The 24,304-nt window shown below is 49.6% G+C and carries 14 protein-coding genes; 9 read left to right on the top strand and 5 right to left on the bottom strand.

What is annotated here, in order from left to right:
* Positions 1–86: 86 nt before the first annotated feature.
* From DXD65_RS04325 to DXD65_RS04340, 4 genes are all read left to right on the top strand, one after another.
* The gene (locus tag DXD65_RS04325) at positions 87–5,984 is read left to right on the top strand and encodes an alpha-2-macroglobulin family protein (RefSeq protein ID WP_117887384.1); all 5,898 of its coding nucleotides are present in this window, start codon (positions 87–89) and stop codon (positions 5,982–5,984) included.
* Between the two features lie 141 nt (positions 5,985–6,125).
* A complete protein-coding gene (locus DXD65_RS04330; protein WP_005824010.1) occupies positions 6,126–7,199 on the top strand; it encodes a DUF1573 domain-containing protein in 1,074 nt (357 codons plus the stop codon).
* Positions 7,200–7,248: 49 nt separating this feature from the next.
* Positions 7,249–8,352: a methylmalonyl Co-A mutase-associated GTPase MeaB gene (meaB, locus tag DXD65_RS04335; RefSeq protein ID WP_057282151.1), complete on the top strand. Its 1,104-nt coding sequence runs from the start codon at positions 7,249–7,251 to the stop codon at positions 8,350–8,352.
* Positions 8,353–8,376: 24 nt separating this feature from the next.
* Positions 8,377–8,961, top strand: coding sequence for a Crp/Fnr family transcriptional regulator (locus DXD65_RS04340; protein WP_005824006.1), 585 nt, complete (start codon positions 8,377–8,379; stop codon positions 8,959–8,961).
* Between the two features lie 16 nt (positions 8,962–8,977).
* Here DXD65_RS04340 and DXD65_RS04345 read toward each other — a convergent pair whose 3' ends face one another.
* Positions 8,978–9,889: a DMT family transporter gene (locus tag DXD65_RS04345; protein ID WP_009037165.1), complete on the bottom strand. Its 912-nt coding sequence runs from the start codon at positions 9,887–9,889 to the stop codon at positions 8,978–8,980.
* Between the two features lie 139 nt (positions 9,890–10,028).
* Here DXD65_RS04345 and DXD65_RS04350 point away from each other — a divergent pair, with 139 nt between their 5' ends.
* The 4 genes from DXD65_RS04350 to DXD65_RS04370 all read left to right on the top strand — a co-directional run bounded on the left by DXD65_RS04350 (position 10,029) and on the right by DXD65_RS04370 (position 13,950).
* Positions 10,029–10,859, top strand: coding sequence for an AAA family ATPase (locus tag DXD65_RS04350; protein ID WP_057282152.1), 831 nt, complete (start codon positions 10,029–10,031; stop codon positions 10,857–10,859).
* Positions 10,860–10,870: 11 nt separating this feature from the next.
* The gene (locus DXD65_RS04355) at positions 10,871–11,884 is read left to right on the top strand and encodes a DUF4435 domain-containing protein (RefSeq protein WP_005823997.1); all 1,014 of its coding nucleotides are present in this window, start codon (positions 10,871–10,873) and stop codon (positions 11,882–11,884) included.
* A gap of 27 nt (positions 11,885–11,911) precedes the next feature.
* Positions 11,912–13,189, top strand: coding sequence for a mechanosensitive ion channel family protein (locus tag DXD65_RS04360; RefSeq protein WP_009037162.1), 1,278 nt, complete (start codon positions 11,912–11,914; stop codon positions 13,187–13,189).
* Positions 13,190–13,524: 335 nt separating this feature from the next.
* Complete coding sequence (locus tag DXD65_RS04370) at positions 13,525–13,950, top strand: hypothetical protein (RefSeq protein WP_005835201.1); 426 nt, start codon at positions 13,525–13,527, stop codon at positions 13,948–13,950.
* 121 nt (positions 13,951–14,071) lie between these two features.
* Here the strand turns inward: DXD65_RS04370 and DXD65_RS04380 are convergent, their stop codons facing one another.
* A complete protein-coding gene (locus DXD65_RS04380; protein WP_117877855.1) occupies positions 14,072–15,253 on the bottom strand; it encodes a hypothetical protein in 1,182 nt (393 codons plus the stop codon).
* Between the two features lie 119 nt (positions 15,254–15,372).
* Positions 15,373–18,078: a TonB-dependent receptor gene (locus DXD65_RS04385; RefSeq protein ID WP_117887385.1), complete on the bottom strand. Its 2,706-nt coding sequence runs from the start codon at positions 18,076–18,078 to the stop codon at positions 15,373–15,375.
* Between the two features lie 234 nt (positions 18,079–18,312).
* Between DXD65_RS04385 and DXD65_RS04390 the strand changes: the two genes are divergently transcribed.
* Entirely contained in the window at positions 18,313–21,096 is a 2,784-nt protein-coding gene (locus DXD65_RS04390) for an ATP-binding protein (RefSeq protein ID WP_117887408.1), read from the top strand.
* Between the two features lie 135 nt (positions 21,097–21,231).
* Here the strand turns inward: DXD65_RS04390 and DXD65_RS04395 are convergent, their stop codons facing one another.
* Together DXD65_RS04395 and DXD65_RS04400 are read right to left on the bottom strand one after the other, a co-directional pair.
* Complete coding sequence (locus DXD65_RS04395) at positions 21,232–22,671, bottom strand: NADH-quinone oxidoreductase subunit N (protein WP_005835210.1); 1,440 nt, start codon at positions 22,669–22,671, stop codon at positions 21,232–21,234.
* A 121-nt stretch (positions 22,672–22,792) separates the two neighbouring features.
* Positions 22,793–24,277 (bottom strand): NuoM family protein, encoded by a 1,485-nt coding sequence (locus DXD65_RS04400; protein ID WP_117887386.1) that lies wholly within the window; start codon positions 24,275–24,277, stop codon positions 22,793–22,795.
* Between the last annotated feature and the right edge of the window lie 27 nt (positions 24,278–24,304).

Genomic DNA, 24,304 nt, shown 5'->3' on the forward strand with positions numbered 1-24,304 from the left:
TTTTTGTTGCTCAGGTACTTAAAAAAAATATTTTATAATAGTGTTGCGGAATTAAGGTTAATACAAAGACTAACAAACGAATAATTATGAGAGTAATTCAAAGAATTTGTAGCATATTGTTACTGCTGGTTACATTTGGGGCTTCGGCATTGTATGCGCAGACGTACGATAAGTTGTGGAAGCAGGTGGAGCAGGCTCAAAAGAAAAGCCTGCCTCAAACAGTGATAAAACTGGCTGATGAAATCTATCGGAAAGGTCGGCAAGAGCAGAATGCTCCGCAAATGTTGAAAGCCTACATTTGTAGGGAGACTTATCAAGAGGGGCTGACTCCGGACAGCCTTTACTCCAGTCTGAAATATATGGAATCTTGGGCACAATCGGAGAGGAATCCGGTGAACAAGGCTATTCTACACTCTTTGTTGGCATATGAATATGCTGACTTGATGCGGAAGAATCGCCGTGTCTTGCTGTCACGTACTTTACTGACTGTTGACGAGGTTCCAGCAGATATCCGTGAGTGGAGTATCAGCCAGTTTGTGGATAAAATAGATAGGTGTAACCGTGCATCCTTGCAGGATTCCATCCGCTTGCTCAATACATCTGCAGAACAATATGTGCCTTTTGTGGTGTTGGAAGACGGTAGCCGGTTCTATGGGCACGATATGTACCATCTATTGGTGAGCCGTGCTGTTGATGCTTATCGGCAGCTGGATGGTTTCAGCGTGGATTCTTTGGTACAGACCCGTATCGAAAGGATTTATCTGGATATGATGAATGCTTATCGCCATCGTGCCGGTTCGGAAGATGCTATGTTGCTCTGTTCTCTTGATTATTGGAACTGGAAGTTGACCGGTGGTATCAGCCAGCAGCCTTATCCTACTTTCCGAATGCGTCAGGAAAAGGCTAATCGGGAATATCTTGAGGTTTTGAATAAATTGATAAAGGAATACGGTTCACGAGAGGTTTGTGCCGAGGTTTACATTCATAAAGCCAACCACCTGCGCCGTTTGGAACCGAAACGCGCTGATGAGGCTCTAAAAGTCTGTGAAGAAGGCTTGAAGCGCTATCCTGCGTATAAGCGTATCAATGAGTTGAAAAATATCCGTGAACAGATTTTACAGCCTGAACTCATTCTGACTATGAATGAAAGCGGTTATCCCGGCGATTCGGTGAATATGAGGCTGCATTATCGTAATGTCGAGGGCTTCACTCTCAACTTATATACCACTACTTTAAGTGAAGTACCTTGGATGGACCATGGTATAAATAAAGATACTTATAGAAAGTATGCCCGGAAGTTTTCTTCCACGCATTTTGGCTTAAAGCCGTTGCCAGGCAAGGATAAATTGCCTGAAGATGTCCCTTATCTTGCCTCGGACACTGTATTTAAGTTCATGATTCCTCGGGAAACGGGAGTCTATATTCTTCAAATAGTACCTGATACTGAAACGGCCCGTACAGATGATAAATTTCTGGTATCTACCCGCTTCAAGGTGCTGACATTGGATTTGGGTGACAACCGTATGGAAGTGGCTACATTGGATGCCCGTAGTGGACAGCCGATTGCTGGTGCCAAGGTGAGTTTCTACTCTTTTTATGATGAGAAGAATAGAAAAGCGATGGCAGAGGTACTGACTGATGCCGGGGGGAAAGCTGTATTACCCTGGCAGAGTGAAATCCGAAGTTATGTGGCGCGTAAAGGCAGAGACACAGCCATGATGCCGCAGAACGTTTATATGAATCATCCTTATTACGGTATTAAGGATACAGATTGGAGGCAGATGGCATTGCTGACAGACCGTTCGCTTTATCGTCCCGGGCAGACCGTTCATGTAAAAGGGATAGCTTACAAGCAGAATAGTGATAGCGCCCAGGTACTACAAGGAGTTGATTATGAGCTTGTCTTGTTGGATGCCAACCGCAAGGAACTTGCCACCAGGAAGGGGCGGACCAATGATTTCGGCTCTTTTGCTACGGAGTTTGTACTTCCGGCAGCTTGCCTGAATGGCATGTTCAGCATACGAACCAAAGAGACTCAATCTACCGTCACTTTTAGGGTAGAGGAGTACAAGCGACCTACGTTCGAGATTGCCTTCACTCCGGTTTCGGAAGCTTATCGGCTGGGTGACAAGGTTGTGTTGAAAGGAAATGTCAAGGCCTTCAATGGCATGATGGTGCAGGATGTGCCATTGGCATATACGGTGACTCGCCGGAATCCGAGACCTGGTTATTGGAGCAATGCTGATAAACCATTATTGTCTGACACCATACAATTGGATACCAACGGGGATTTTTCCATACCCTTGACTTTGGAAGCTCCGGCTGTAGATACAGACGGGTATGGGAGTGTGTATACTTATCATGTGGAGGCGGTGGTGACGGATGAGGCCGGTGAAACGCAATCCGCTTCGTATAACTTGTTGGCAGGTCCTAAGGCTTATTCCTTTGATATTCGCTTGCCTCAATATGTTTGTAAGGAAGACAGTATGCTTTTCACTTTTGGAGTGAATAATGTAATGAATATTCCTCAGCACATTGAAGGTTCCTATTGCCTTTATCCATTTGCAGAACAAAATGGGGCAAGGAATATTGCAGGTTCTGAACCCTTGGATGATGTTGTATTGGAGGGTACCTTCACAGCCAATCGGCTCCAGGATTTTTCGGCTTGGAACAAGCTTCCTTCAGGTAACTATCGCTTGAAACTTTCTGTACGTGATAGTTTGGGACGTGAAGAGAATAATGGGGCATATGGCAGTGACAGTTTCATGCTCTTTTCAAAGAGTGACAAGCGTCCGGCTGCGTTTACAGATTTCTTTTATTATAAAGAAAATGAGGAATTTGATGTACAGTACCCTGCCGCTTTTCTTTTGGGGACTTCTTATCGGGATGCATATGTGCTGATGGATGTCTTTTGTGACAGAAAACGCATTGAAAGCCGTGTGTTGCAGTTGAATGATACTATTATTCGTATGGAATTCCCTTATAAGGAAGCATATGGCAAGGGAATCACCATTCTTTTCAGTTTTGTGAAAGCTGGCGAGATGTACAGTCATCAGGTTGAACTGAAGAAGCGGGAGCCGGAACGTGCTCTCGACATGAAATGGGAAGTGTTCCGTGACCGTTTGCGTCCCGGACAGGAAGAAGAGTGGAAGCTCGTCATAAAGACGCCTCAAGGTATGCCTGCTGCGGCTGAGATGTTGGCTACGATGTACGACGCTTCACTGGATAAGATTTATAAGAGTAACCAGATACTACGGGTTTTCTATCCGGATAATCTGTATGGGGCATTCCGTGGTGCGAGCCGTTATAATAGCAATTACTTCTCCGTTTATTTCCCGTTGAAGGCTTGGAGGGTTCCGGTGTGGTCGTTTGACTACTTCTGTTCTCCTTATATGGATGGAAGGATGCGGATAGTGATGGTAGAAGACAATGCGCTTTTGGAAGAAGTAAGTGTTGTGGGGTATGGGACTACCCGGAATAGCTCTTTGACCGGTAATCTTAGAATACGTGGTGCCAACCAGCCGATGCTTGCTTCCAAAGCAGAATCCGGGAATGCCGTTGAAGTGAAATATGTTCCTGCACAAGTAGCGGAAGACGCGGTGGAAGATGTTGTTTTTGAATCGGAAACGATACCGGTTGGCGAGGCCTTGCAACCTATTGAGGGGCTTCGCACCAACTTTGCCGAAACAGCCTTTTTTTATCCTCAACTTCGTACAAACGAACAAGGGGAGCTTGCGTTTTCTTTTACGATGCCGCAGAGCTTGACTCGTTGGAATTTCCGTGGTTACTCACATACTAAGGATATGCTGACTGGGATATTGGATGCTTCCGTTGTAACTGCCAAGGAGTTTATGCTGACTCCGAATATGCCTCGGTTTGTCCGCGTTGGAGATAAAACACAGATAGCCGGAACAATAGCCAATCTGACGGGTAAAGCGGTGAAAGGAACAGCAGTATTCACACTGTTCGACCCTATGACGGAGAAAGTTATTGCTACTCAACGTCAGAAATTCTTGGTAGAAGCAGGAAGAAATACTGCTGTCAACTTCCATTTCGAAGTGTCCGACCGCTATGATTTGCTTGGTATTCGTATGGTTGCCGATGGAGGTACGTTTAGCGATGGCGAGCAGCATCTGTTGCCCGTATTAAGTAATAAGGAGTATATTACGGAAACGCTTGCTATGCCTATCCGTGGCGAGGAGACCCGTACGTTCTCATTAGACAGCCTTTTCAACCGTAATAGCCGTACAGCGACAGACCGTCGTCTGACTGTAGAATTTACCGGGAATCCGGCTTGGTATGCTGTACAAGCGTTGCCGGCATTGAGCCTGCCTGCCAATGATAATGCCATTTCTTGGGCTACAGCTTGGTATGCCAATAGTCTGGCAGGCTTCATTGCCAACAGCCAGCCCCGCATTAAGACTGTATTTGACAGTTGGAAGGCTGCCGGTGGCACGAAAGAAACCTTCCTCAGCCAGTTGGAGAAGAATCAGGATGTGAAGAATATCCTGCTCAGCGAGTCTCCGTGGGTACTGGAAGCTACTACTGAAGCCGAACAGCAGGCACGTATTGCCACGCTGTTTGATATCAACCAACTGAATAACCGCAATCTTTCCGCTTTTACCAAATTGAAAGAATTGCAGGGTGAAGACGGTGGATGGAGCTGGTATAAGGGAATGTCCGGTAGCCGCTATATAACTGGCTATATTACAGAATTACTTGTTCGTCTTCCTCTGCTGACGAAAAATGAACAGCCTGAAGAAGTTGCCGCCATGCGGCAGAAAGCTTTCGGCTATTTGAATCGGCAGGCTTTGGAAGAGTATCGCAATATCCGTAAAGCCGAAAAAAATGGCGCCAGAATTACTGCCAACTCCGAATCGGCAATGACATATCTGTATCTGATAGCCCTTAGCGGCGAACAAGTGCCGGCAGACAATCAAGCGGCTTACCGCTATTTCCTATCAAAAGTAGGTGCCAATCTTAAAGATGGAACCATGAGCAGCAAGGCGCAGTCTGCCATCATCCTGAAAGCAGTAGGGCGTACAGCCGAGGCGAATGAATTCATCGCTTCCCTCAAGGAACATCTGGTACAGACGGATGAACTGGGTGCATACTTTGCTTTCCAAGCAAATCCGTATAACTGGGGTATGCTGCCCATCCCTGCCCATGTGGAAGTAATGGAAGCCCTGCGTATGGCAGGTGGCAACGATGCTTTGGTGGAGGAAATGAAACTCTGGCTGCTGAAACAGAAGCAGACTACCAGTTGGAATTCTCCGGTTGCAACGGCTGATGCTGTTTATGCATTGCTTTGTCAAGGTACTAATCTGCTGGAAAGTCGGGGAGACGTACGTATCACGTTAGGTAACAAAGTTTTGGAAACATTGTCGCCTACAAAGACCATAATCCCGGGTTTGGGTTATGTCAAGGAAACCTTCGCTCAAGGAAGTCCGGAGCTGAAAGCTAAAACCGTCACCGTAGAGAAACGGGATGCAGGCATTGCCTGGGGAGCTGTTTATGCCCAGTATCTGTCACCCATATCTGATGTAAAGCAGCAGGGGGGGGAATTGAATGTAGAGAAGAAACTTTATGTAGAGCGTATATCGGCCGGTGGTAGCAAGTCCTTGCAACCGGTTACGGAAGGGACCGTATTATCCGTCGGTGATAAAATAGTGGCCCGTTTGACTATCCGCTTGGACCGTACTATGGATTTTGTTCAGTTGAAAGACCAGCGGGGTGCCTGCTTTGAACCTATAGGCTCGCTTTCCGGTTATCGTTGGAGTAACGGCCTTGGTTATTATGCAGAAGTGGAAGATGCCGCAACCAATTTCTTCTTCGACCATTTGGGCAAAGGCGTTTATGTCTTAGAGCACAGTTATCGCATAGCCCGTGGCGGAACATACGAAACGGGGCTGGCCACGATACAGTGTGCGTATGCTCCGGAGTATGCTTCGCATTCGGCGGGAGGGATAATTGTAATAAAGTAACAATAGAGTATGGAGCGGAGCGCAATTTGTACAAATTGCGCTCCGCTATTTTAGGTACTCTCGCTAAAAACACCTATTTTTGTCCGACTAATATTGAATGAGAGTGGCAGAATTAGGAAATCTTGATATTAAGAAAAATAGATGAAGCGGATATTGATAACTTTATATGTGCTTGCAAGTGTGGTATTGACTGCTGTAGCGCAAGCTCGTTTTACCTCGAATACAGAGATGTACAGTTTCGGCCAGATAGAATGGAAGCATCCCGTGACTGTGCAATATACCATCACCAATACGGGTGACCAGCCTTTAGTGCTTACAGAAGTGGAGCCGGATTGTGCCTGCTCCGTGGCCCAGTGGACAAAAACGCCTATTGCACCGGGGGCAAAAGGAACGGTGAATGTGACTTTTGATGCCAAGGCATTGGGACATTTCCAGAAATCCGTGGCTATTTACAGCAATGCGCAACCCAATCTGGTCTATTTGAAGTTCAATGGTGAAGTAGTACAGGAAATCAAGGACTTTACCAAGACGCATCCCTATCTTATCGGTCAGATACGTATTGACAAGAACAGCCTCGACTTTCCCGATATTCAGCATGGTGAGCAGCCGGTGATTCATATCGGCGTGGTCAATCTTTCCGACCGTCCTTATGAACCGGTACTGATGCATCTGCCTCCTTATTTGCAGACAAAAGTAGAGCCCAATGTCTTGCAAAAGGGAGAAAAAGGAGTGATTACACTTACATTGAATTCGGAAAGACTGACTGGCCTCGGACTGACTCAAACGTCGGTCTATCTTTCTCGCTTCTCCGGTGACAAGGTGGGCGATGAAAACGAGATTCCCGTTTCTGCCATTCTTTTACCGGATTTCTCCGGAATGACGGAAGTGGAGAAGGCAAATGCTCCTGCCATCAGCCTTTCTACCAAAGAAGTTGATATGAGTGCGATATTGGCAAAGAAGTCAAAAGCACGTCAGGATATTACCATTACCAATACCGGGCGTTCTCCTTTACAGATAAACAAGCTCCAGGTATTCCACCCGGCAGTGGGAGTTAACCTCAAGAAGAGTGTATTGCAACCCGGTGAAAGCACTCGCCTGCGGGTAACGGTAGTGAAGAAGAATATAGGCAAGAAGCGCCGTCATCTGCGTCTGCTGATGATTACCAATGACCCGATGCAGCCGAAAGTTGAAATCAACATTAAAGCAAAACAATAAGAAGTCGTAAAGTCCTTCATAACTCATAACTTATAACTCACAAATAGCCATGGAACATCCCGAAAATAATGAAGCATATAAAGGCTTGGTTGTCAATGCAGGCATTGAGCAACCTTCATCGGTCAATCCTTACTTGAAGAACCGTCCCAGGCGGAAGAAACGCGAGCTTTCCGTATCAGACTATGTGGAGGGTATAGTGAAAGGTGATGTTACGGTACTCAGCCAGGCTGTAACACTGGTGGAAAGTGTGAAACCGGAGCACCAGGCTGTGGCGCAGGAGGTGATAGAGAAGTGTTTGCCCTATTCGGGCAACTCCGTCCGTGTGGGTATCAGTGGTGTGCCCGGTGCCGGTAAAAGTACCTCTATTGATGTATTTGGCTTGCATGTACTGGAGGAACACGGCGGCAAGTTGGCTGTCCTTGCCATTGATCCGAGCAGCGAACGCAGCAAAGGCAGTATTCTCGGTGACAAGACGCGTATGGAGAAACTCTCCGTTCATCCCAAGTCCTTTATACGTCCCAGTCCCTCTGCCGGTTCGCTGGGTGGCGTGGCACGCAAGACGCGTGAAACGATTGTGCTTTGTGAGGCTGCCGGTTTCGACAAGATATTTGTAGAGACAGTAGGGGTGGGGCAGAGTGAGACTGCCGTACATTCTATGGTAGACTTCTTCCTGCTGATACAGCTGGCGGGTACGGGCGATGAGTTGCAAGGCATCAAACGCGGCATCATGGAAATGGCCGATGGCATTGTCATTAATAAGGCTGATGGCGACAATCTGGAGCGGGCCAGGCTGGCAGCAACTCAGTTCCGTAATGCGCTGCACCTCTTCCCGGCTCCGGAGAGCGGTTGGACACCCCAAGTGCTGACTTATTCCGGTTTCTATAATCTTGGTGTAAAAGAAGTATGGGATATGGTCTACAAATACATTAACTTTGTGAAAGACAACGGCTACTTTGAATACCGCCGCAATGAGCAAAGCAAATACTGGATGTACGAGACCATTAACGAACAGCTGCGCGACAGCTTCTACCACAATCCGCAGATTGAAGCGATGCTGACTGGCAAGGAAAAACAAGTGCTACAGGGCAACTTGACTTCTTTTGTGGCTGCCAAGAACTTGCTGGACACCTATTTTGCAGAACTGAAGAAATAAGGGCATATCCCTTTCCCTATATCGATGACTAAGGAAAACAACATGGAAGTGGCGCGGCGGTTTACCCGCCGCCTTCATGAACTCCCTTCTGAGGAGCTGGAGCTCATTGCCGGTTTGTTTGTACGCCGTGAGGTGCACAAAGGAGAACTGTTGATTAGTGAGAAAGATATAGCCAGGGATATTGTTTTCGTAGAGAAAGGACTGCTTCGCCAGTTCTATTTCAAAGAAGGCCGGGACATTACAGAGAACTTTGCCTGCGACGGTGACGGCGCTATGTGTATCGTCAGCCTTTTCACCGGACGCCGTAATTGCCTTCAGCTGGAATCCCTGGAGGAAGGCGTCATCTGGAGCATTTCGTATGCAGGACTGGTCGAACTCTCTGAGCGTTATCTGCATATAGCCCGTCTGCTTCGCCATTTATTGGAGGGGTCTTTAATGCTTTCCCAATATAAAGCAGACTCTTGGCGTTTCGAAACCTCACGCGAGCGGTATGCGCGCTTCGTCAGGGATTATCCGGAGATAGCCCGGCGTGCCTCAGTCAACCACATAGCATCTTATCTGTTAATGACTCCCGAGTCTCTGAGCCGGGTACGTGCCGGAGTACTGTGACGGTGGAACGGCTGTTTTATACGGCTTTCCCTTCTTTCTCGAAATCCTTGCGTGACTTGCTTTGTGTCACGATGTACACTCCCAGGAATACCAAGGCTATGGCTATTCCCTTTTCCAAATTGAACACTCCCAATCCTAAGATGATGGCAACGGTTGAGGCCACGATGGGCTGCATGTAGTTGTACATGCTCACCACAGTGGGGCGCAACAGCCTCTGCGCACTCATTATGAAGATATAGGCAAGGAAGCTTCCTCCCACAACCACATATCCCGCTTGCAGCAGGGCGGCTGTAGATATTTCGCTCCACTGTATGGCAGCCACGTCGTGGTAAGAGAACGGGATGTAGCACATGGAGGCATAGACAAACATCCATTTGTTCAGGGTGATGGGAGAGTATTTTTGCGACAACCCCTTGAATACGGTCAGATAAATGGAGAAGCTGATTTGGGCGAGCAGGCAGAGAAGGTCTCCGATGAGGCTGCCATTGCCGGCACCGGTGGTCTGGCTGCTCATGATGAGTATAAATGCTCCCATAGCCCCTACAAAGATGCCCAGCACTTTCTTGTTGGTGACCGGTTCTTTCAGATAGATTGCAGCCACTATCATGGTGACGATAGGCAGCGTGGTTGTAACGATGGAGGCGTCTATGGGCGAAGTCATGGAGAGTCCGAAGATATAGACACCCTGATTGAATACCAGTGCGAAGAGTGCGGCGAAGAATATCTTCAGCATGTCCCGGTGGTCCACCTGTTCGCGTTTGCAGAATAAGGAGAGGAGCCAGAAGCAGGCGGCTGCGCCTACCATGCGGAATGTGGTTACTGACAACGCGGAAAACTCTACCAGAGCTGACTTGCCTATAGGTGCCATCAAGCCCCATAAGATATTTGCGGTAAGGGCGAACAGATGCCCTTGAATGTTCTTGTTCATACTCTTTTGTTCTTTGCGGGTGCAAAAGAACAACTATTTTCTGAAAAGAGAAAATCTTTCATTATATGATTTTTCTGGTTCATGGGCGTAGAAATAAGAGATTATCGTGTATATTTGCTTCTAATTAAAGCAAGAAACCATGGAAGTACAAGCCAATTACATCAAGCGTATCGAAATACACGGATTGTGGCATCGGTACGATATTGCCTGGGACCTGCGTCCTGACGTCAATATACTTTCCGGCATCAACGGAGTGGGGAAAACCACTATCCTGAACCGTTCGGTCAACTATCTGGAACAGACATCGGGTGAAGTGAAGAGTGACGAGAAGAACGGCGTACACGTCTACTTCGACAATTCTGCAGCCACCTTTATCCCCTATGATGTAATCCGCAGCTACGACCGTCCCCTTATCATGGGCGACTTTACGGCACGCATGGCCGATGCCAACGTGAAGTCGGAACTGGACTGGCAGCTCTATCTGCTCCAGCGCCGTTATCTGGACTATCAGGTGAACATCGGCAACAAGATGATAGAACTGCTCAGCGGTGACGAAGAGCAGCGCAGCCTGGCTCCCTCCCTTTCCCTCCCCAAGCGGAAGTTCCAGGATATGATTGACGAGCTTTTCAGCTATACCCATAAGACGATAGACCGCAAAAGCAACGACATCGTTTTCTATCAGAACGGCGAGCGCCTGCTGCCCTACAAACTGTCTTCGGGCGAGAAGCAGATGCTGGTCATCCTGCTGACCGTGCTGGTGCGTGACGATGACCACTGCGTACTCTTCATGGACGAGCCGGAAGCCTCCCTGCACATCGAATGGCAGCAGAAGCTCATCGGCATGATACGCAGCCTGAATCCCAATGTGCAGCTTATCCTCACCACCCATTCGCCCGCCGTCATCATGGAAGGCTGGCTGGATGCCGTCACCGAAGTCAGCGAAATCTCCTCCCTAATCCCTAATCCTTAATCCCTACCCAAGTGTCCACTTCTTTAAAACATAACCTTACTTCCGCCTATCTGGATGCCGCCCGCAAGTTGTCTCCCAAGAGAGCACGCAGGCGCATAGTGGCGTATGTGGAGAGCTATGACGACATCGCTTTCTGGCGGACGCTGCTGTCCGAGTTCGAGAATGAGGAGCGTTATTTCCAGGTGATGCTTCCGTCTGCCACCTCCCTGGCAAAGGGCAAGAAGATGGTGCTGATGAATACGTTGAACACATCGGAGCTGGGCCGCAGCCTGATAGCTTGTGTAGACAGCGACTACGACTTCCTGCTGCAAGGTGCCACCAAGGTGTCGCATAAGATAAACAAGAATCCCTATATCTTCCAGACTTATGGCTATGCCATCGAGAACTTCCACTGCTTTGCCGACAGTCTGCATGAAGTCTGTGTGCAGGCCACGCTGAACGACCGGCATATCCTGGACTTCCCCGCTTTTCTGAAGCGTTATTCTCAGATTGCCTATCCGCTGTTTCTGTGGAATGTCTGGTTCTACCGCCAGCACGACACACACACTTTCCCGATGTACGACTTCAACGCCTGCGTGCGTTTGCAAGAGATAAACCTGCGTCATCCTTACCGTAGTCTGGACGAGATGCAAAAGACGGTGTCGGCAAAGCTGTCCGAACTGCAAGCCCGTTTCCCCCGCTACATCGACCGGGTGGAGCAGCTGGGCACGGAGTTGGAACGTTTGGGACTGACTCCGGACAATACCTATCTTTATATCCAAGGACACCATATCATGGATTGTGTAGTGCTGAAAATCCTTATCCCGGTATGTACGGTGCTGCGTCGTGAACGCGAGCAGGAGATAAAGCGCCTGGCAGAGCATAACGAACAGTTCCGCAACGAACTGACGGGGTATGAGAACAGTCAGGTCAATGTATCCGTGATGCTGAAAAAAAACAGCGGCTACAAGAACCTTTATCTTTATCAGTGGTTGAAAGAAGACATTATGGAGTTCCTCGAGCGGGAGGAACAGTCGCGTAGATAAGATTGCCGTTATGATAAACATACGATTATGGAGATATTGAAGAAGATAGACGACCTTTTAATCGGGTGGGGCATATCCCCTTCCCGGGCTGATATGCTCGACCAATTCATTGCCTTCGCACTGATACTTGCCGTTGCTTTCCTGGCGGATGCCCTATGCCGGAAAATCCTGCTGAAGGTAGTGGCACAACTGGTGAAGAAGACCAAGGCTACGTGGGACGACATCGTATTCGACCGTAAAGTGATGGTGCACCTCAGCCGCATGGTGGCTCCCGTTATCATCTATCTGTTTGTTCCATTGGCATTTGTCGAAGTCGGTTCATCGGCAATGGATTTCATCCGGCGTATCTGCCTTATTTACATCATCATTACTTTCCTGAGTTTCGTTAACTCGTTCCTGAAGGCTGTTTACAGTGTATACAGTGAGAAGGAGCAATTTCGTGACCGCCCTTTAAAGGGGATGTTGCAAACCATGCAAGTCATCCTATGGCTGGTGGGCGGCATTGTGGTCGTGGGCGAACTGATAGGCCGCGACCCGCTTTCGCTGCTTGCCGGATTGGGTGCTTCGGCAGCCATCCTGATGCTGGTATTCAAGGATTCCATTATGGGCTTTGTCTCCGGTGTGCAGCTTTCGGCCAACGACATGCTGAAGGTGGGCGACTGGATTGAGATGCCCAAGTACGGTGCCAACGGTACGGTGATAGAGGTAACGTTGAACACCGTAAAAGTGCGCAACTGGGACAATACCATTACCACCATCCCTCCTTACCTGCTTGTCAGCGACTCCTTCCAGAACTGGCGCGGCATGCGCGAGAGCGGTGGGCGGCGAGTGAAGCGCAGTATCAATATCGACATGACCAGCGTCCGTTTCTGCACCCCGGAGATGCTGGCAAAATATCGCAAGATACAGCTACTGAAAGATTATGTGGAGCAGACGGAGGAAGTGATTGAAAAGTACAATGTGGAAAACGGCATCGATAACTCCATCCTCGTCAACGGACGCCGCCAGACCAATCTGGGTGTGTTCCGGGCGTATCTGACGGCTTATTTGAAAAGTCTTCCCGACGTAAATCAGGAACTGACCTGCATGGTGCGCCAACTCCAGCCTACCGACCGCGGTATCCCGATAGAACTTTATTTCTTCTGTGCGCTGAAGGATTGGGTGCCCTATGAAGGGGTGCAGGCGGATGTGTTCGACCATGTGCTGGCAATCATCCCCGAATTCGATTTGCAGGTATTCCAGTCTCCGTCCGGCAGAGATTTCCAGCGGGTACTGCCTGCTGCTTCCGAAGAAAAAGGAGCTTGATTCCGACCATCAAAAAGGCCTATATCTATTGTATTTCTCATAGGGAGTCATTACCTTTGAACCCTATACTGAAAGGTCAGAACATCCCCATCTTTTCTCCCAAAACATCCCCATGTTTTGGGGTATTACATCCGGGTGTTTTGGGTGAAAACATCCCCATGTTTTGGGGCAATACATCCGGGTGTTTTAGGTATTCAGTCATATAGTGAAAGGTATTCGGTCACGGAGTCTTTACCGTAAGGTATAGGCTTTGTGTATGCAAGTTGTAGGTGTGCCTCGCGTCGGGCGGGAATATCTTTCGTTTTTTACGAACCTAATTATAAAGAAAGATTGGTATGTCAATGAATTATGTGGTCCGCAAGAAGGTGGACAAGAGTGGAGACAAGGAAGTGGTGCGCTACTACGCGGCGTCAAAAGTGCTTCAGCCGGAACCGGTGAGCAATGACGAACTGGCCAAGAGGCTGGCTTTTGTCAGCTCCCTGCAGGTGGGCGATGCCCAGTCCGTGCTGGTGCAACTGCCGGATATTATAGCGGACTATCTGGCCAGTGGACGCACGGTGAACATCAAGGGACTTGGAAACTTTTTTCCCTCCATCACCAGCGAACCGGTGGAACGGATAGAGGACTGTACGGCAGATAAAGTGCGCATTTCGCGTATCTGCTTCAGGGCGGCAGGCAGTTTCATGCAGCGCGTTTGCCGTCATCTGGACTTGTTCAGCTTTCAGGTTCAGGAATTGAAGAAGGAGCTGAAGAAGAAGTAAACGGTACTTTTAGTTTCTTTCTTGAAACAGCGCGTACCCCTTGAAGCCGGAAGGCATTCGAGGGGTACGCTGTTGAAGAAGTTGTGTGTTTCTTTATAGTCTTGTGAGTGCTTCTTTTTTTTTACTTCACCCAGTTTCCGTTCATCCAGCTGCATTCTTTCTTGATGTCCTCGAAAGAACTATAGCTCAGGTTGGCGTCCACCTTGTTGCTTGTCACGGCGATAAAGTCGGCATGGGTGTAGATGCCTTCTTTGCAGCTCAGCTCGGAGGTGAGGGTGATGTTGGTCAGCTTGGAAGTGCCGTTCTTCAGGGCGTTTTCGGTAAGGGCGGTTTCCACGGTTAGGGGTTGGCCTTTGCCGCAGACCTTGGCGTTGTCTATTTCCACTTCCGTGCCGGCACGCAGACGGATGCCTTGCTTGCTGCCGCCGTTGCCGACGAGGATGAGGTTCTTCAATACGGGGTGGGCAACGGGAGTGGCGGCGTTGTTGCTGCCGTTGTTGTCGCACTCCATCAGGCAGTCGCAGTCGTAGCCCAGTGTGGATTCGGCTTCTTGGTAAGCCACGAGGTTGGTGCCTTTGCCGTTCCAGCCTTCGGTCCAGTCGAAGGAGTCGTCGCTACAGCTTACGGCTACGAGGTTGCTCACGTTTACCGAGCCGCCGAAGAACTCAAAGCCGTCATCGGAACCTTTGTAGGCTTGGCAGTGGTCCACGATGGTACCGTTGCCTACGCCGTAGAAAGAGATACCGTTGGCTTCGTGCTCTTCATCGAAGGCAAAGCCGGTGTATTCCAGACGAATGTATTGCAGCGTGCCCGAGTTGTCGGCATCATCGTTGCCGCCGTAAACGGCACCGCCTATTTCAGAACTTCCCTTGCCGCCTTCGGCATTGGTGTGGGCGCGTCCGCAGATGTGGATGCCTCCCCATGCGCCCGGCTCTTCTTTTTCGCTGGTCATTACGATGGGTTTGTCCGGCGTGCCTACGGCGTTGATTTTACCGCCCTGCTTCACGAGGATGTAGTCTGCGATGTCATCGTAGACGGCGATAATCTTCACGCCTTCCTCTATGTGGAGCGTGGCACCTTCTTCTACGATGTATTCGCCGCTCAGCTTGTAGGTGTTTCCGGCAGCCAGGGTCACGTCGGAGGTGATGGTACCTTTCAATATCGTACCGTTTTCGATTTCATTGCCGTTTCCGTTGCCGCCGTTACCGTCATTGTCGTTGTTGTCGTCGCTGCTGCAAGCGGTGAGGATAGACATTCCGGCTACAAAGGCCAGAGAGTAGAATTTCCATTTCATTGTTTTCATAATTCAATTGTTTTAGTTGTTATATCCAATTTATCTGTCTGTCATTCAGATTGATTCTCTTAAATCTGCTTGTTTGTCAAAGAGTGTTCTCCGTTCCCTTCAGGGGGAGGGCGGGGGCTTTATAGGTTGTAGCTTATTCCCACCTCAAAGTTCGTTCCCTTGTGGTAGCGTTCCACTTCCATTTCCTGCCCCGTGGTGGGCACATCTTGCTTGAAGATGACATCGCGGTTCAGCAGGTCGTTCACTTGCAGCTTCAGGTTGAAGTGCTTGTTCAGGCTATATCCGGCGCTGAAGTTCAACGTGTGCAGCGTCTGTTGCCTGACATCGCCCAGACCCGACACGCCTACCGCATGGATGCGGCTGCCTTGCAGGTTGTAGAGCAGGGCGAGGTTGAGCTGCCTGTCTTCGCCGAAGCGTGGCGAGTAGGTGAGGTCGGCATTGGCAAGGATGGGCGATGCGCCTTGCAGCGAACGTTCCTTGTTGGTGTAGGCACCGCCTTGGGGCAGCTTCACGTTGGTGTACATGTAACTGATGTTGGCGCCTAGGCGCAGGTCTTTGACGAGCCGTTTGCGCATCTCCAGCTCCACGCCGGCAGCCATGCCGTTGTCGGCATTCTTGAAGCTGTGCAGCGTGGCGCCGCCTTGCAGGTCTTGGATGCGTTCGATGGGGCTGTCGAGGTATTTGAAGTAGCCGGTCACGGAGAGCATGTCGCCGTCCTTGCCGAAGCGTTCGTAACGTAGGTCGAAGTTGTAGTTGTAACCGTTCTGCAACTCTTCGTTACCGCGGATTTGTGCCGAACCGTAGGACTCTTGATAGAGGAAGGGGGCCATCTCGATGAACGAGGGACGGGTGACGGTGCGCGAGGCAGAGAAGCGGATGCTGTTGGTGGGGTTCACCGCATATTTCAGGTTCAGGGCGGGGAAGAGGTCGTTCTTGTCTAAATTGCGCCGACGGGAGTACCAGTCGCCGCCGTCGCTGGCGTAGCGCACCCATTGCTTGCTCATTTCGTAGCGCAGGCCGAGGTTCACCAAGAGGGCTTCGGTGGGATAGAAGTCGGTCAGCAGGTAGGCGGAGTAGATTTCGTTTCCGGCGCGGTAGCTGTCTTTGGGCTGCATCACACGCTGTACCACGATTTGTCCGTCGGCAATGTTCTGCTGGTTGAGGAAGCCGTCGGTGTTGTAGATGTCGGTGATGACGGGGTTCAGTTTGTTCAGGTTGTAGTAGAAGCGGGTAGCGTTGTAGTCGCGGTTCTTGTCCTTGTAGTTGAAGCCGAGCTTGAGGTGGCTGGTGTCGTTCCACTTCCAGCGCATGGCGAGGTTGGCATTCCACTCTTCTTCGTCCAGGCTGCCGAAGTAGCGCATAGTCTCTTGGCGGTTCAGTTTGAAGAGCCTGAGACTGCCGTCGTTGTCTTTGACGTACATCACTTGCCGTCGGTCGGGCTCTTCGCTGCCGGTCTTGCTGTACGAGCCTCCCCAGGTCAGTTGCCACCTGTCGCCCTCGCCGAAGTTATGGATTCCGTTCAGTTGATGGTTTTGCAGGGTGTATATGTGCATGATGTTGTTGCTGCCGGTCAGCTCGTGTCCTTCGGCATCAGTACCTTCGCGGCGCTGGTAGGTGTCGATGGCGTTGCGGGCGTAGAAGAAAGTGTAGCCTATGCGGTCGCTCCGGCGCAGGGTGTAGCCCAGGTAGCCGAGGGCGGCGAGCTTCAGTTCCTGCGCAAAGCTGTCGTAGGAGAAGTCGTCCTGCACGGTGCCGGTGGCCTCGAGTGTCTTGTAGAAGGCATCTTCCATGTTTTGGTAGCCGTTGCTGGCGCTGAAGGAGGCGAGCAGGCTGAGTGTCTGGTTGCCTATACCGAAGTTCTTGCCGAAGCCGAGGTTCCCGCCCAGTTCGGGCAACGAACTCTTCTTGCCGGCGCTGAAGGAGGTATCGAAGATATTGCGGGTCTTCACGTATTTGTCAAACTCCATCAGGGGCATGCCGAGGGCGGCTGCGTCCACTCCGGGTGTCTTCAGGAGCGAGCCGCTGCGGTCCATCTGATAGCGGTCTTTGCCTAAGGTGTTGAACTTCCCGCCCGTGTTGAGGCTCAGTTGGAAGAAATCTTGCGGTATGTTTTCTTTGGTGCTGATGTTGATGTGCGCACCGCTGTAGTCGGCAAAGGCGGCTGCGTCATACACCTTGCTGACGGTGATGTTCTGTACGGTGGACGAGGGGAACAGGTCGAGCGGCACCAGCTTGTTGTCCGGGTTGGGCGAGGCGATGGGCAGTCCGTTCAGCGTGGTGGTGCTGTAGCGGTCGCCTAGTCCGCGGACGATAAGTTGTCCGGCGCTGGCGATGGAGATGCCCGTTATTTTCTTTACTCCTTCTTCCACATTGCCGATGCCTTTGAGGGACATCTCTTTGGAACCGAGGTTCTCGATGGCGAGGGTCGCTTTTTGCCGTTCCATCTGCAAGGCGCGTTCGCCCTCAAGGTTCTTCTTGGCGGTGACCTGCACTTCGCCCAGGGTTTGCGTGTCCGGCTCCATGTCGAAGTTCAGCACGGTTTCGCCCTTTATCTCTACGGCATTTATCGTCATGTCTTTGTAGCCGATGTAACGGACGGTGAGGGTATAGGTTCCGTTTTTCAGCTCCAGTGTATAGTTACCATCCAAATCGGCGACGGCGCCTTGTGCCGTTCCGCTCACTTGCACGGTGGCTCCCGTCAGCGGTTCTTTGGTTTGTCGGTCGGTGATTGTCCCTTTGATGGTTCCCGCCGTGGCAGCCATGACGGAAAGTGTGAGGAATAAAATAAGGAAGAAAATCTTTCCCAAGTCTAATTTCATGCTCATCTCTTTTCTTTGTACGTTTTTTAATCCGCTGCAAAGATGAGGCAATGACATTACACCGGTGATACATGGCACATACGTTTCATTTTCAAATTTATTACGATTCGGTTACCGCACATTCTTCCGGATTGTTTGTTATCCTTATATATAGGCTGCTTGGGACGAAAAAGGTTTCTAATGGTTGCTTATTAGAGTTTTATGGCTATTTTTGTATCTCAAACCAATATTGATAAATATATGGCTGTTCATCGTGACGATAGTGAACGTTTCCGGCGCCTTTCCATTCTTGGCCGGATAGGTTGGTGGGAGGCTGATTTTTCTTCAAGGCAGTATCTCTGCTCCGAATATGTCTGTAAGTTGTTAGGCTTGGAAGGGGAATACCTGAGCTTTGAGGATTTCGGTAAAATGATACGCGAAGACTATCGGACGCGTATCAGCCGGGAGTTCCTTGCCATTCAGAATATGGAGGTCTATGAACAGACGTTTCCTATCTATTCTACTGAAGGAGTGGTCTGGGTCTACTCGCGCGTGGGGTATAAGGAGCATTTGCCGGATGGTACGTTGAAGGCTTTCGGAGTGTTGCAGCGCGTAGAGATGCCGAAGGAGGAAGCTGCGAAGCAGGCTTTGCAAAGAGTGAACAATTTGCTTTATCGGCAGACCTCAATATCCCATTCCTTATTCCGTTTCCTGAAAGACGAGGATATCAGTGCGGGCATTTACGACATACTGAAAGATATTCTCGATTTCTTTCGCGGCGGGCGTGTCTATATATTCCAATACGATGAGAAGTGCCGGTACCAGAGCTGCACATACGAGGTGGTGGCTCCGGGAGTGGCTCCTGAGAAAGAAATGCTTCAGGGAGTCCAGGCTGACAGCTTGCCGTGGTGGACGTCACAGATTATGGCACAAAAGCCCGTTCTGCTGGAAACGCTGGGGCAACTGCCGGAGCACGCTTACGCCGAATATGAAATTCTGGCGAGACAGAATATAAAGTCCTTGATGGTAACTCCGCTGGTTGCCAATGACCAGGTGTGGGGATATATGGGCATTGATTTGGTGGACCGTACCCGAATGTGGACTAACGAGGATTACCAATGGTTTAGTTCGTTGGCAAATGTCATCAGCATTTGCATAGAGTTGCGCAAAACGAAGGATGAGGCTGTGCGTGAACGTACTTTCCTCAGCAATTTGTTCCGCTATATGCCTTTGGGGTATGTGCGGATGTCCATTGTCTGTGATGAAAAGGACAATCCCTACGGGTATTATGTGACAGATGCGAATTCTATCTTTGCCGATTTTCTGGGAAAACCCGCGTCGACGTTTATCGGCAAGACTGCCTCGTCTTTTTCAAGGGAGGCGGCCCCCAGACTGGAATATCTGCTTGATATAGTGAACACCGGGACACATAAGGAAATGGACATGTGTTTTGAGCTCACCAACAAGCACTGCCACGTGGTGATATACTCTCCGGAAAAGAATGAAGTGGTGGCGTTATTCCTCGATACGACAGACTCGGTACAGACTCATCTGGCTTTGGACCATAGCGAAAAACTGTTCAAGAATATCTTTGCCAATATACCGGCCGGGGTGGAAATCTATGACAAAGACGGATTCCTGGTAGACATCAACAATAAGGATATGGAGATATTCGGGGTCCGTGACAAACAGGATGTCATTGGAGTGAACTTATTCGAGAACCCGAATGTGTCCGCCCAATTGGCAGAACGTATACAGACTGAGGATATGGTCGACTTCCGCCTGAATTATGCTTTCGACCGGACTGAAGGGTATTACTCCACTTCCAAACAGCCGAAGGATGTGATACATCTTTATACGAAAGTGAGCAAGGTGTATGACAGTAAAGGTAACTTTACCGGCTATGCCATGATTAACATCGACAATACGGAACGGATTGATGCCATGAGCCGTATCTGTGATTTCGAGAATTTCTTCCTGCTTATATCGGATTATGCGAAGGTAGGTTATGCCAAGCTGAACCTGCTCGACCGGAAAGGCTATGCCATCAAGCAATGGTATAAGAATATGGGAGAGGACGAGAATACCCAATTGGCAGATGTCGTGGGAATATACAGCAAGATGTACCCCAGTGACCGCAGGAGGATGCTTGATTTCTTCAGTAAGGCCCGTGTGGGCGAAGCCAAACATTTCCAGGGAGAGATGCGCATTGAGCGTCCGGGCGAAAAGGGAAAATGGAACTGGGTACGTACCAATGTGGTTGTCAATCTGTTTGAACCGGAGAACGGACAAATAGAGCTGATAGGCGTCAACTATGACATTACGGAATTGAAGGAGACGGAGGCTATGCTGATTGAAGCCAAGGAGAAGGCAGAAACCGCCGACCGTCTGAAGAGTGCCTTCCTTGCCAATATGAGCCATGAGATACGTACGCCCCTGAATGCGATTGTCGGTTTCTCCAGTCTGATGGGAGAGACCGGGGACATGGAGGAAAAAAGGCAGTATATGGCGATTATTGAAGAAAACAATGACCTGCTGTTGCAGCTGATTTCCGACATACTGGATTTGTCCAAGATAGAGGCCGGGACATTTGACTTTGTGGAAAAAGAGCTGGACGTGAACATGCTGTGTGAGGACATCGTGCGCTTCATGAAGATGAAGGCTAAACCGGGTGTGGAAGTTCTCTTCGACCGTCATCTGCCGGAATGCCGGATTGTCAGTGACCGTAACCGTTTGAATCAGGTCATAGCCAACTTTGTCAACAATGCCATCAAGTTCACCACTGCGGGAAGTATACGTGTAGGATATGATAAGGTGGATGAAACTCATTTGCGTTTTTATGTGGCCGATACGGGCCTTGGCATTGAGCCGGAAATGCAGGCTCAGATATTCGACCGTTTTATAAAGCTGAATACGTTTGTGCATGGCACCGGCCTGGGGCTTTCTATCAGCAAGAGCATTATAGAGCAGTTGGGTGGCACAATCGGTGTGGACAGTGAACCGGGGAAAGGCTCATGCTTTTGGTTTGTGCTGCCGATTGTATAGTATGGAAATGTGCTAAAATACACACTCACCACAAATTATGCAGATTAACACAACTCAAAGCTCTTGATTATCAGAACTTCTAAAGATAATTTGTGCCAATCTGCGTAATTTGTGGTAAGTGATGATACCCTCCGGTTATAATCCGAATGAGAACTTATCGATGGATTGATATACCACACTTGCAATACTCAGTACCACAATACCCAGCGTGCAAATGGCCAGGCTGGCACGTGTATAGTTGTCACTGCGGAATGCTGCAATCGGCTCGTCGCTCTTGTTGATGTACATTGCCTTTACAATCTTCAGATAGTAATAAAGCGAGATGATTGTATTGATAAGGGCAATGAATACCAGCAGATGGAAGCCGCCTTCGAAAGCTGCCGCGAAGATGAAGAACTTCGAGAAGAAGCCCGCAAACGGCGGGATGCCTGCCAGAGAGAACAGTGCCAGTGTCATCAGGAACGCCAACTTCGGATTAGTGGTATACAGCCCGTTATAGTCTTCAAGTGTGAACTTGCCTGCCCGCAGTGCCACAATCGTGATAACGGTAAATACGGCAAGATTGGCAAACATATATATCAGCACGTAGTATACCAGCGACGTCATACCTTGTGCGCTTCCGCTGATGACACCCAGCATGATGTAACCTGCTTGCGAGATACTGGAGAAAGCCATCAACCGCTTCAGGTTCTGCTGGCGTAGGGCGAAGAGGTTGGCAATTGTGATGGAGGCGATGATAACCCAGTACAGCACTTCCTGCCATTGTTCCACCATTGGAGCGAATACCTTGATGAGAATAGCCATCAGCACGAAAGCGGCAGAGCCTTTAGAGATGACACTCAGATAGGCTGTCACCGTGCTTGGAGCACCTTCGTAAACGTCTGCTGTCCAAAGATGGAAAGGCACCAGTGATATTTTGAATCCCATGCCGGAGAAGAAGAATACGAATGCCATAATCTGCAACGGGTCGCCGGTGAGGCGTGCCGGTATGTCGGCAAAGTAGAGAGTGCCTACCGTACCGTAAATCAAAGATAATCCGTATAGCAGCAATCCGCTGGAGAACAGTGCCGTGAGAATATATTTGGCACCTGCCTCGGCAGAGTGGTGGCGGTATTTGTCGAAGGCAACCAGGGCTGCCATCGGGATGCTTGCCGTCTCCAGTCCGATGAAGAACATCAGGAAGTGTCCGGCGGAAATCATGAAGTACATACCCAGCAGGGTGGAAAGTGTCAGAATGTAGAACTCACCTTGTTTGATGGCAGTGTCTGGACGGCGCATCCATTCGTGCGCCATCAGGAATACAATCAGTGTACCTATACTGAGGATGGATTTCACGATGCTCTGTATCGGCTGATTGTGATACATGCCGCCGAAAGCATCTGCCACAGGACCGGGGACGATGGTGATAAGTGTATGTATGGTCAGCAGAACAACTGGCAGCATTGTGTTCAGCACCGGTTTGCCGTCATTCTTGTGTGCATCCGGACTCATGAAGAGGTCGGCGACAAAAAGGATGACGATGACCAATATCAGCGAAAGCTCTTCTTTGAGCAGGAGGAATTGGGAATAATCCATATCTATTTACGATTTTACGATTTACGATTTACGATTGAAATTACTCTTGGGATTTACGATTTTACGATTTACGATTGAGGTTACTCTTGGGATTTACAAGTCATTTATCAATCGTAAATCGTCAAATCGTAAATAAATCAGTTATTGGCAGCACGCTGTCTCCAATCATGCCGCTAATCCACCATGGTGCCATACCGAGGGTGGCAACGCATGCGATGAGGATGATGACCGCTGTACGTTCGTCCCAGGTTGCATCGCTCAAGGTGAGGTGATGCTTGTTAGTGCAGGTGCCATAGAGAATCTTTCCTACCAGTCGCAGGATATAGACTGCCGTAATCACGATGGAGCTGCATGCAATGACCGTCCACACGCGGTGGAACGTATCGGGATGCTGGAACGAACCGGTGAAGATGGTCATTTCGGCAATGAAACCGCTGAGTCCGGGCAGTCCCAGATTGGCAAGACCGGCGATTACATAGCAGACAGCCAGAAAAGGCATAATCTTCATCAGACCGGAGAGTTCGCGGACGTCACGCGTATGGGTACGTCCGTATATCATACCGATAAGGGCGAAGAACAAGGCTGTCATCAGTCCGTGAGAGAGCATCTGCAGAACAGCACCCGTGCAAGCTGTCTGGTTCATCATCAGGATGGCGAACAACACCAGGCCGCAATGGCTGACGGAAGAGTAGGCATTGATATACTTCAAGTCGGTTTGTACACAAGCGGAGAATGCACCGTATACCACGGAGATTCCGGTAAGAATCAGGAATATCCATCCCAGTTCTTGTGCAGCTTCGGGCATCAGGTACATGGCTATGCGGAAACATCCGTAACCTCCCAGTTTCATCAATACACCGGCATGGAGCATGGATACGGCAGTCGGTGCGGAGGCGTGACCGTCGGGGCTCCATGTGTGGAACGGGAACAGAGCGCCCAGCACACCGAAACCGAGGAAGGTGAGCGGGAACCAGATACGTTGCTGTTCGATGGGAATATTGTGCATCTGTGCTATTTCCAATAGGTTCATAGAGGTGGCTCCGGCACCGTAGTAGATACCCAGGATACCGATAAGCAGGAAGGCGGAGCCGCCCATCAGCATCAGTGTCAGCTTCATGGCGGAGTACTCCTTGCGTCCCGACCCCCATACACCGATAAGCAGATACATGGGAATGAGGGCAACCTCGTAGAACATGAACATGGTGAACAGGTCTATCGAGATGAAGAACCCGAACACACCGATGGAGAGGAAGGTGAACCAAAGGAAATATTCTTTAGTCAGCGGTTGCAGCCTCCAGGAGGCGAATGTTCCGGTAAAGACAATGATGGCCGAAAGCAGCAGCATGGCTACCGAAATACCGTCTACTCCTACCGAATAGTGGATGTTGAGTGCAGGATACCAGACCATGTCGGCACGGAACAGCATTTCATCCGTGGCACCAGCGTGGCGTGCATTGAGGTACATCACGGTCAATGCTGCAGAAAGAACCAGCAGAGCCGATGCACCGGTCACCATCACCGCGCGTATTTGTGCGATGTTGCGGCTGAGCCAAAGACCCAGCAACATCAGCAAGGGGATGAGTACGAATAATGATAAAAAGTTCATCTTTATATTTACGATTTAACGATTTAC

Origin of the sequence: Bacteroides sp. 4_1_36 (assembly GCF_003466325.1) — a bacterium.
In the GTDB taxonomy this organism is placed as follows: Bacteria; Bacteroidota; Bacteroidia; order Bacteroidales; family Bacteroidaceae; genus Bacteroides; species Bacteroides uniformis.

Bases quoted from the DNA above. Each gene is read 5' to 3' on its own strand.
- DXD65_RS04325 (WP_117887384.1), top strand. From the start codon at position 87: ATGAGAGTAATTCAAAGAATTTGTAGCATATTGTTACTGCTGGTTACA.
- DXD65_RS04330 (WP_005824010.1), top strand. From the start codon at position 6,126: ATGAAGCGGATATTGATAACTTTATATGTGCTTGCAAGTGTGGTATTG.
- meaB (WP_057282151.1), top strand. From the start codon at position 7,249: ATGGAACATCCCGAAAATAATGAAGCATATAAAGGCTTGGTTGTCAAT.
- DXD65_RS04340 (WP_005824006.1), top strand. From the start codon at position 8,377: ATGACTAAGGAAAACAACATGGAAGTGGCGCGGCGGTTTACCCGCCGC.
- DXD65_RS04345 (WP_009037165.1), bottom strand. From the start codon at position 9,889: ATGAACAAGAACATTCAAGGGCATCTGTTCGCCCTTACCGCAAATATC.
- DXD65_RS04350 (WP_057282152.1), top strand. From the start codon at position 10,029: ATGGAAGTACAAGCCAATTACATCAAGCGTATCGAAATACACGGATTG.
- DXD65_RS04360 (WP_009037162.1), top strand. From the start codon at position 11,912: ATGGAGATATTGAAGAAGATAGACGACCTTTTAATCGGGTGGGGCATA.
- DXD65_RS04370 (WP_005835201.1), top strand. From the start codon at position 13,525: ATGTCAATGAATTATGTGGTCCGCAAGAAGGTGGACAAGAGTGGAGAC.
- DXD65_RS04380 (WP_117877855.1), bottom strand. From the start codon at position 15,253: ATGAAAACAATGAAATGGAAATTCTACTCTCTGGCCTTTGTAGCCGGA.
- DXD65_RS04385 (WP_117887385.1), bottom strand. From the start codon at position 18,078: ATGAGCATGAAATTAGACTTGGGAAAGATTTTCTTCCTTATTTTATTC.
- DXD65_RS04390 (WP_117887408.1), top strand. From the start codon at position 18,313: ATGGCTGTTCATCGTGACGATAGTGAACGTTTCCGGCGCCTTTCCATT.
- DXD65_RS04395 (WP_005835210.1), bottom strand. From the start codon at position 22,671: ATGGATTATTCCCAATTCCTCCTGCTCAAAGAAGAGCTTTCGCTGATA.
- DXD65_RS04400 (WP_117887386.1), bottom strand. From the start codon at position 24,277: ATGAACTTTTTATCATTATTCGTACTCATCCCCTTGCTGATGTTGCTG.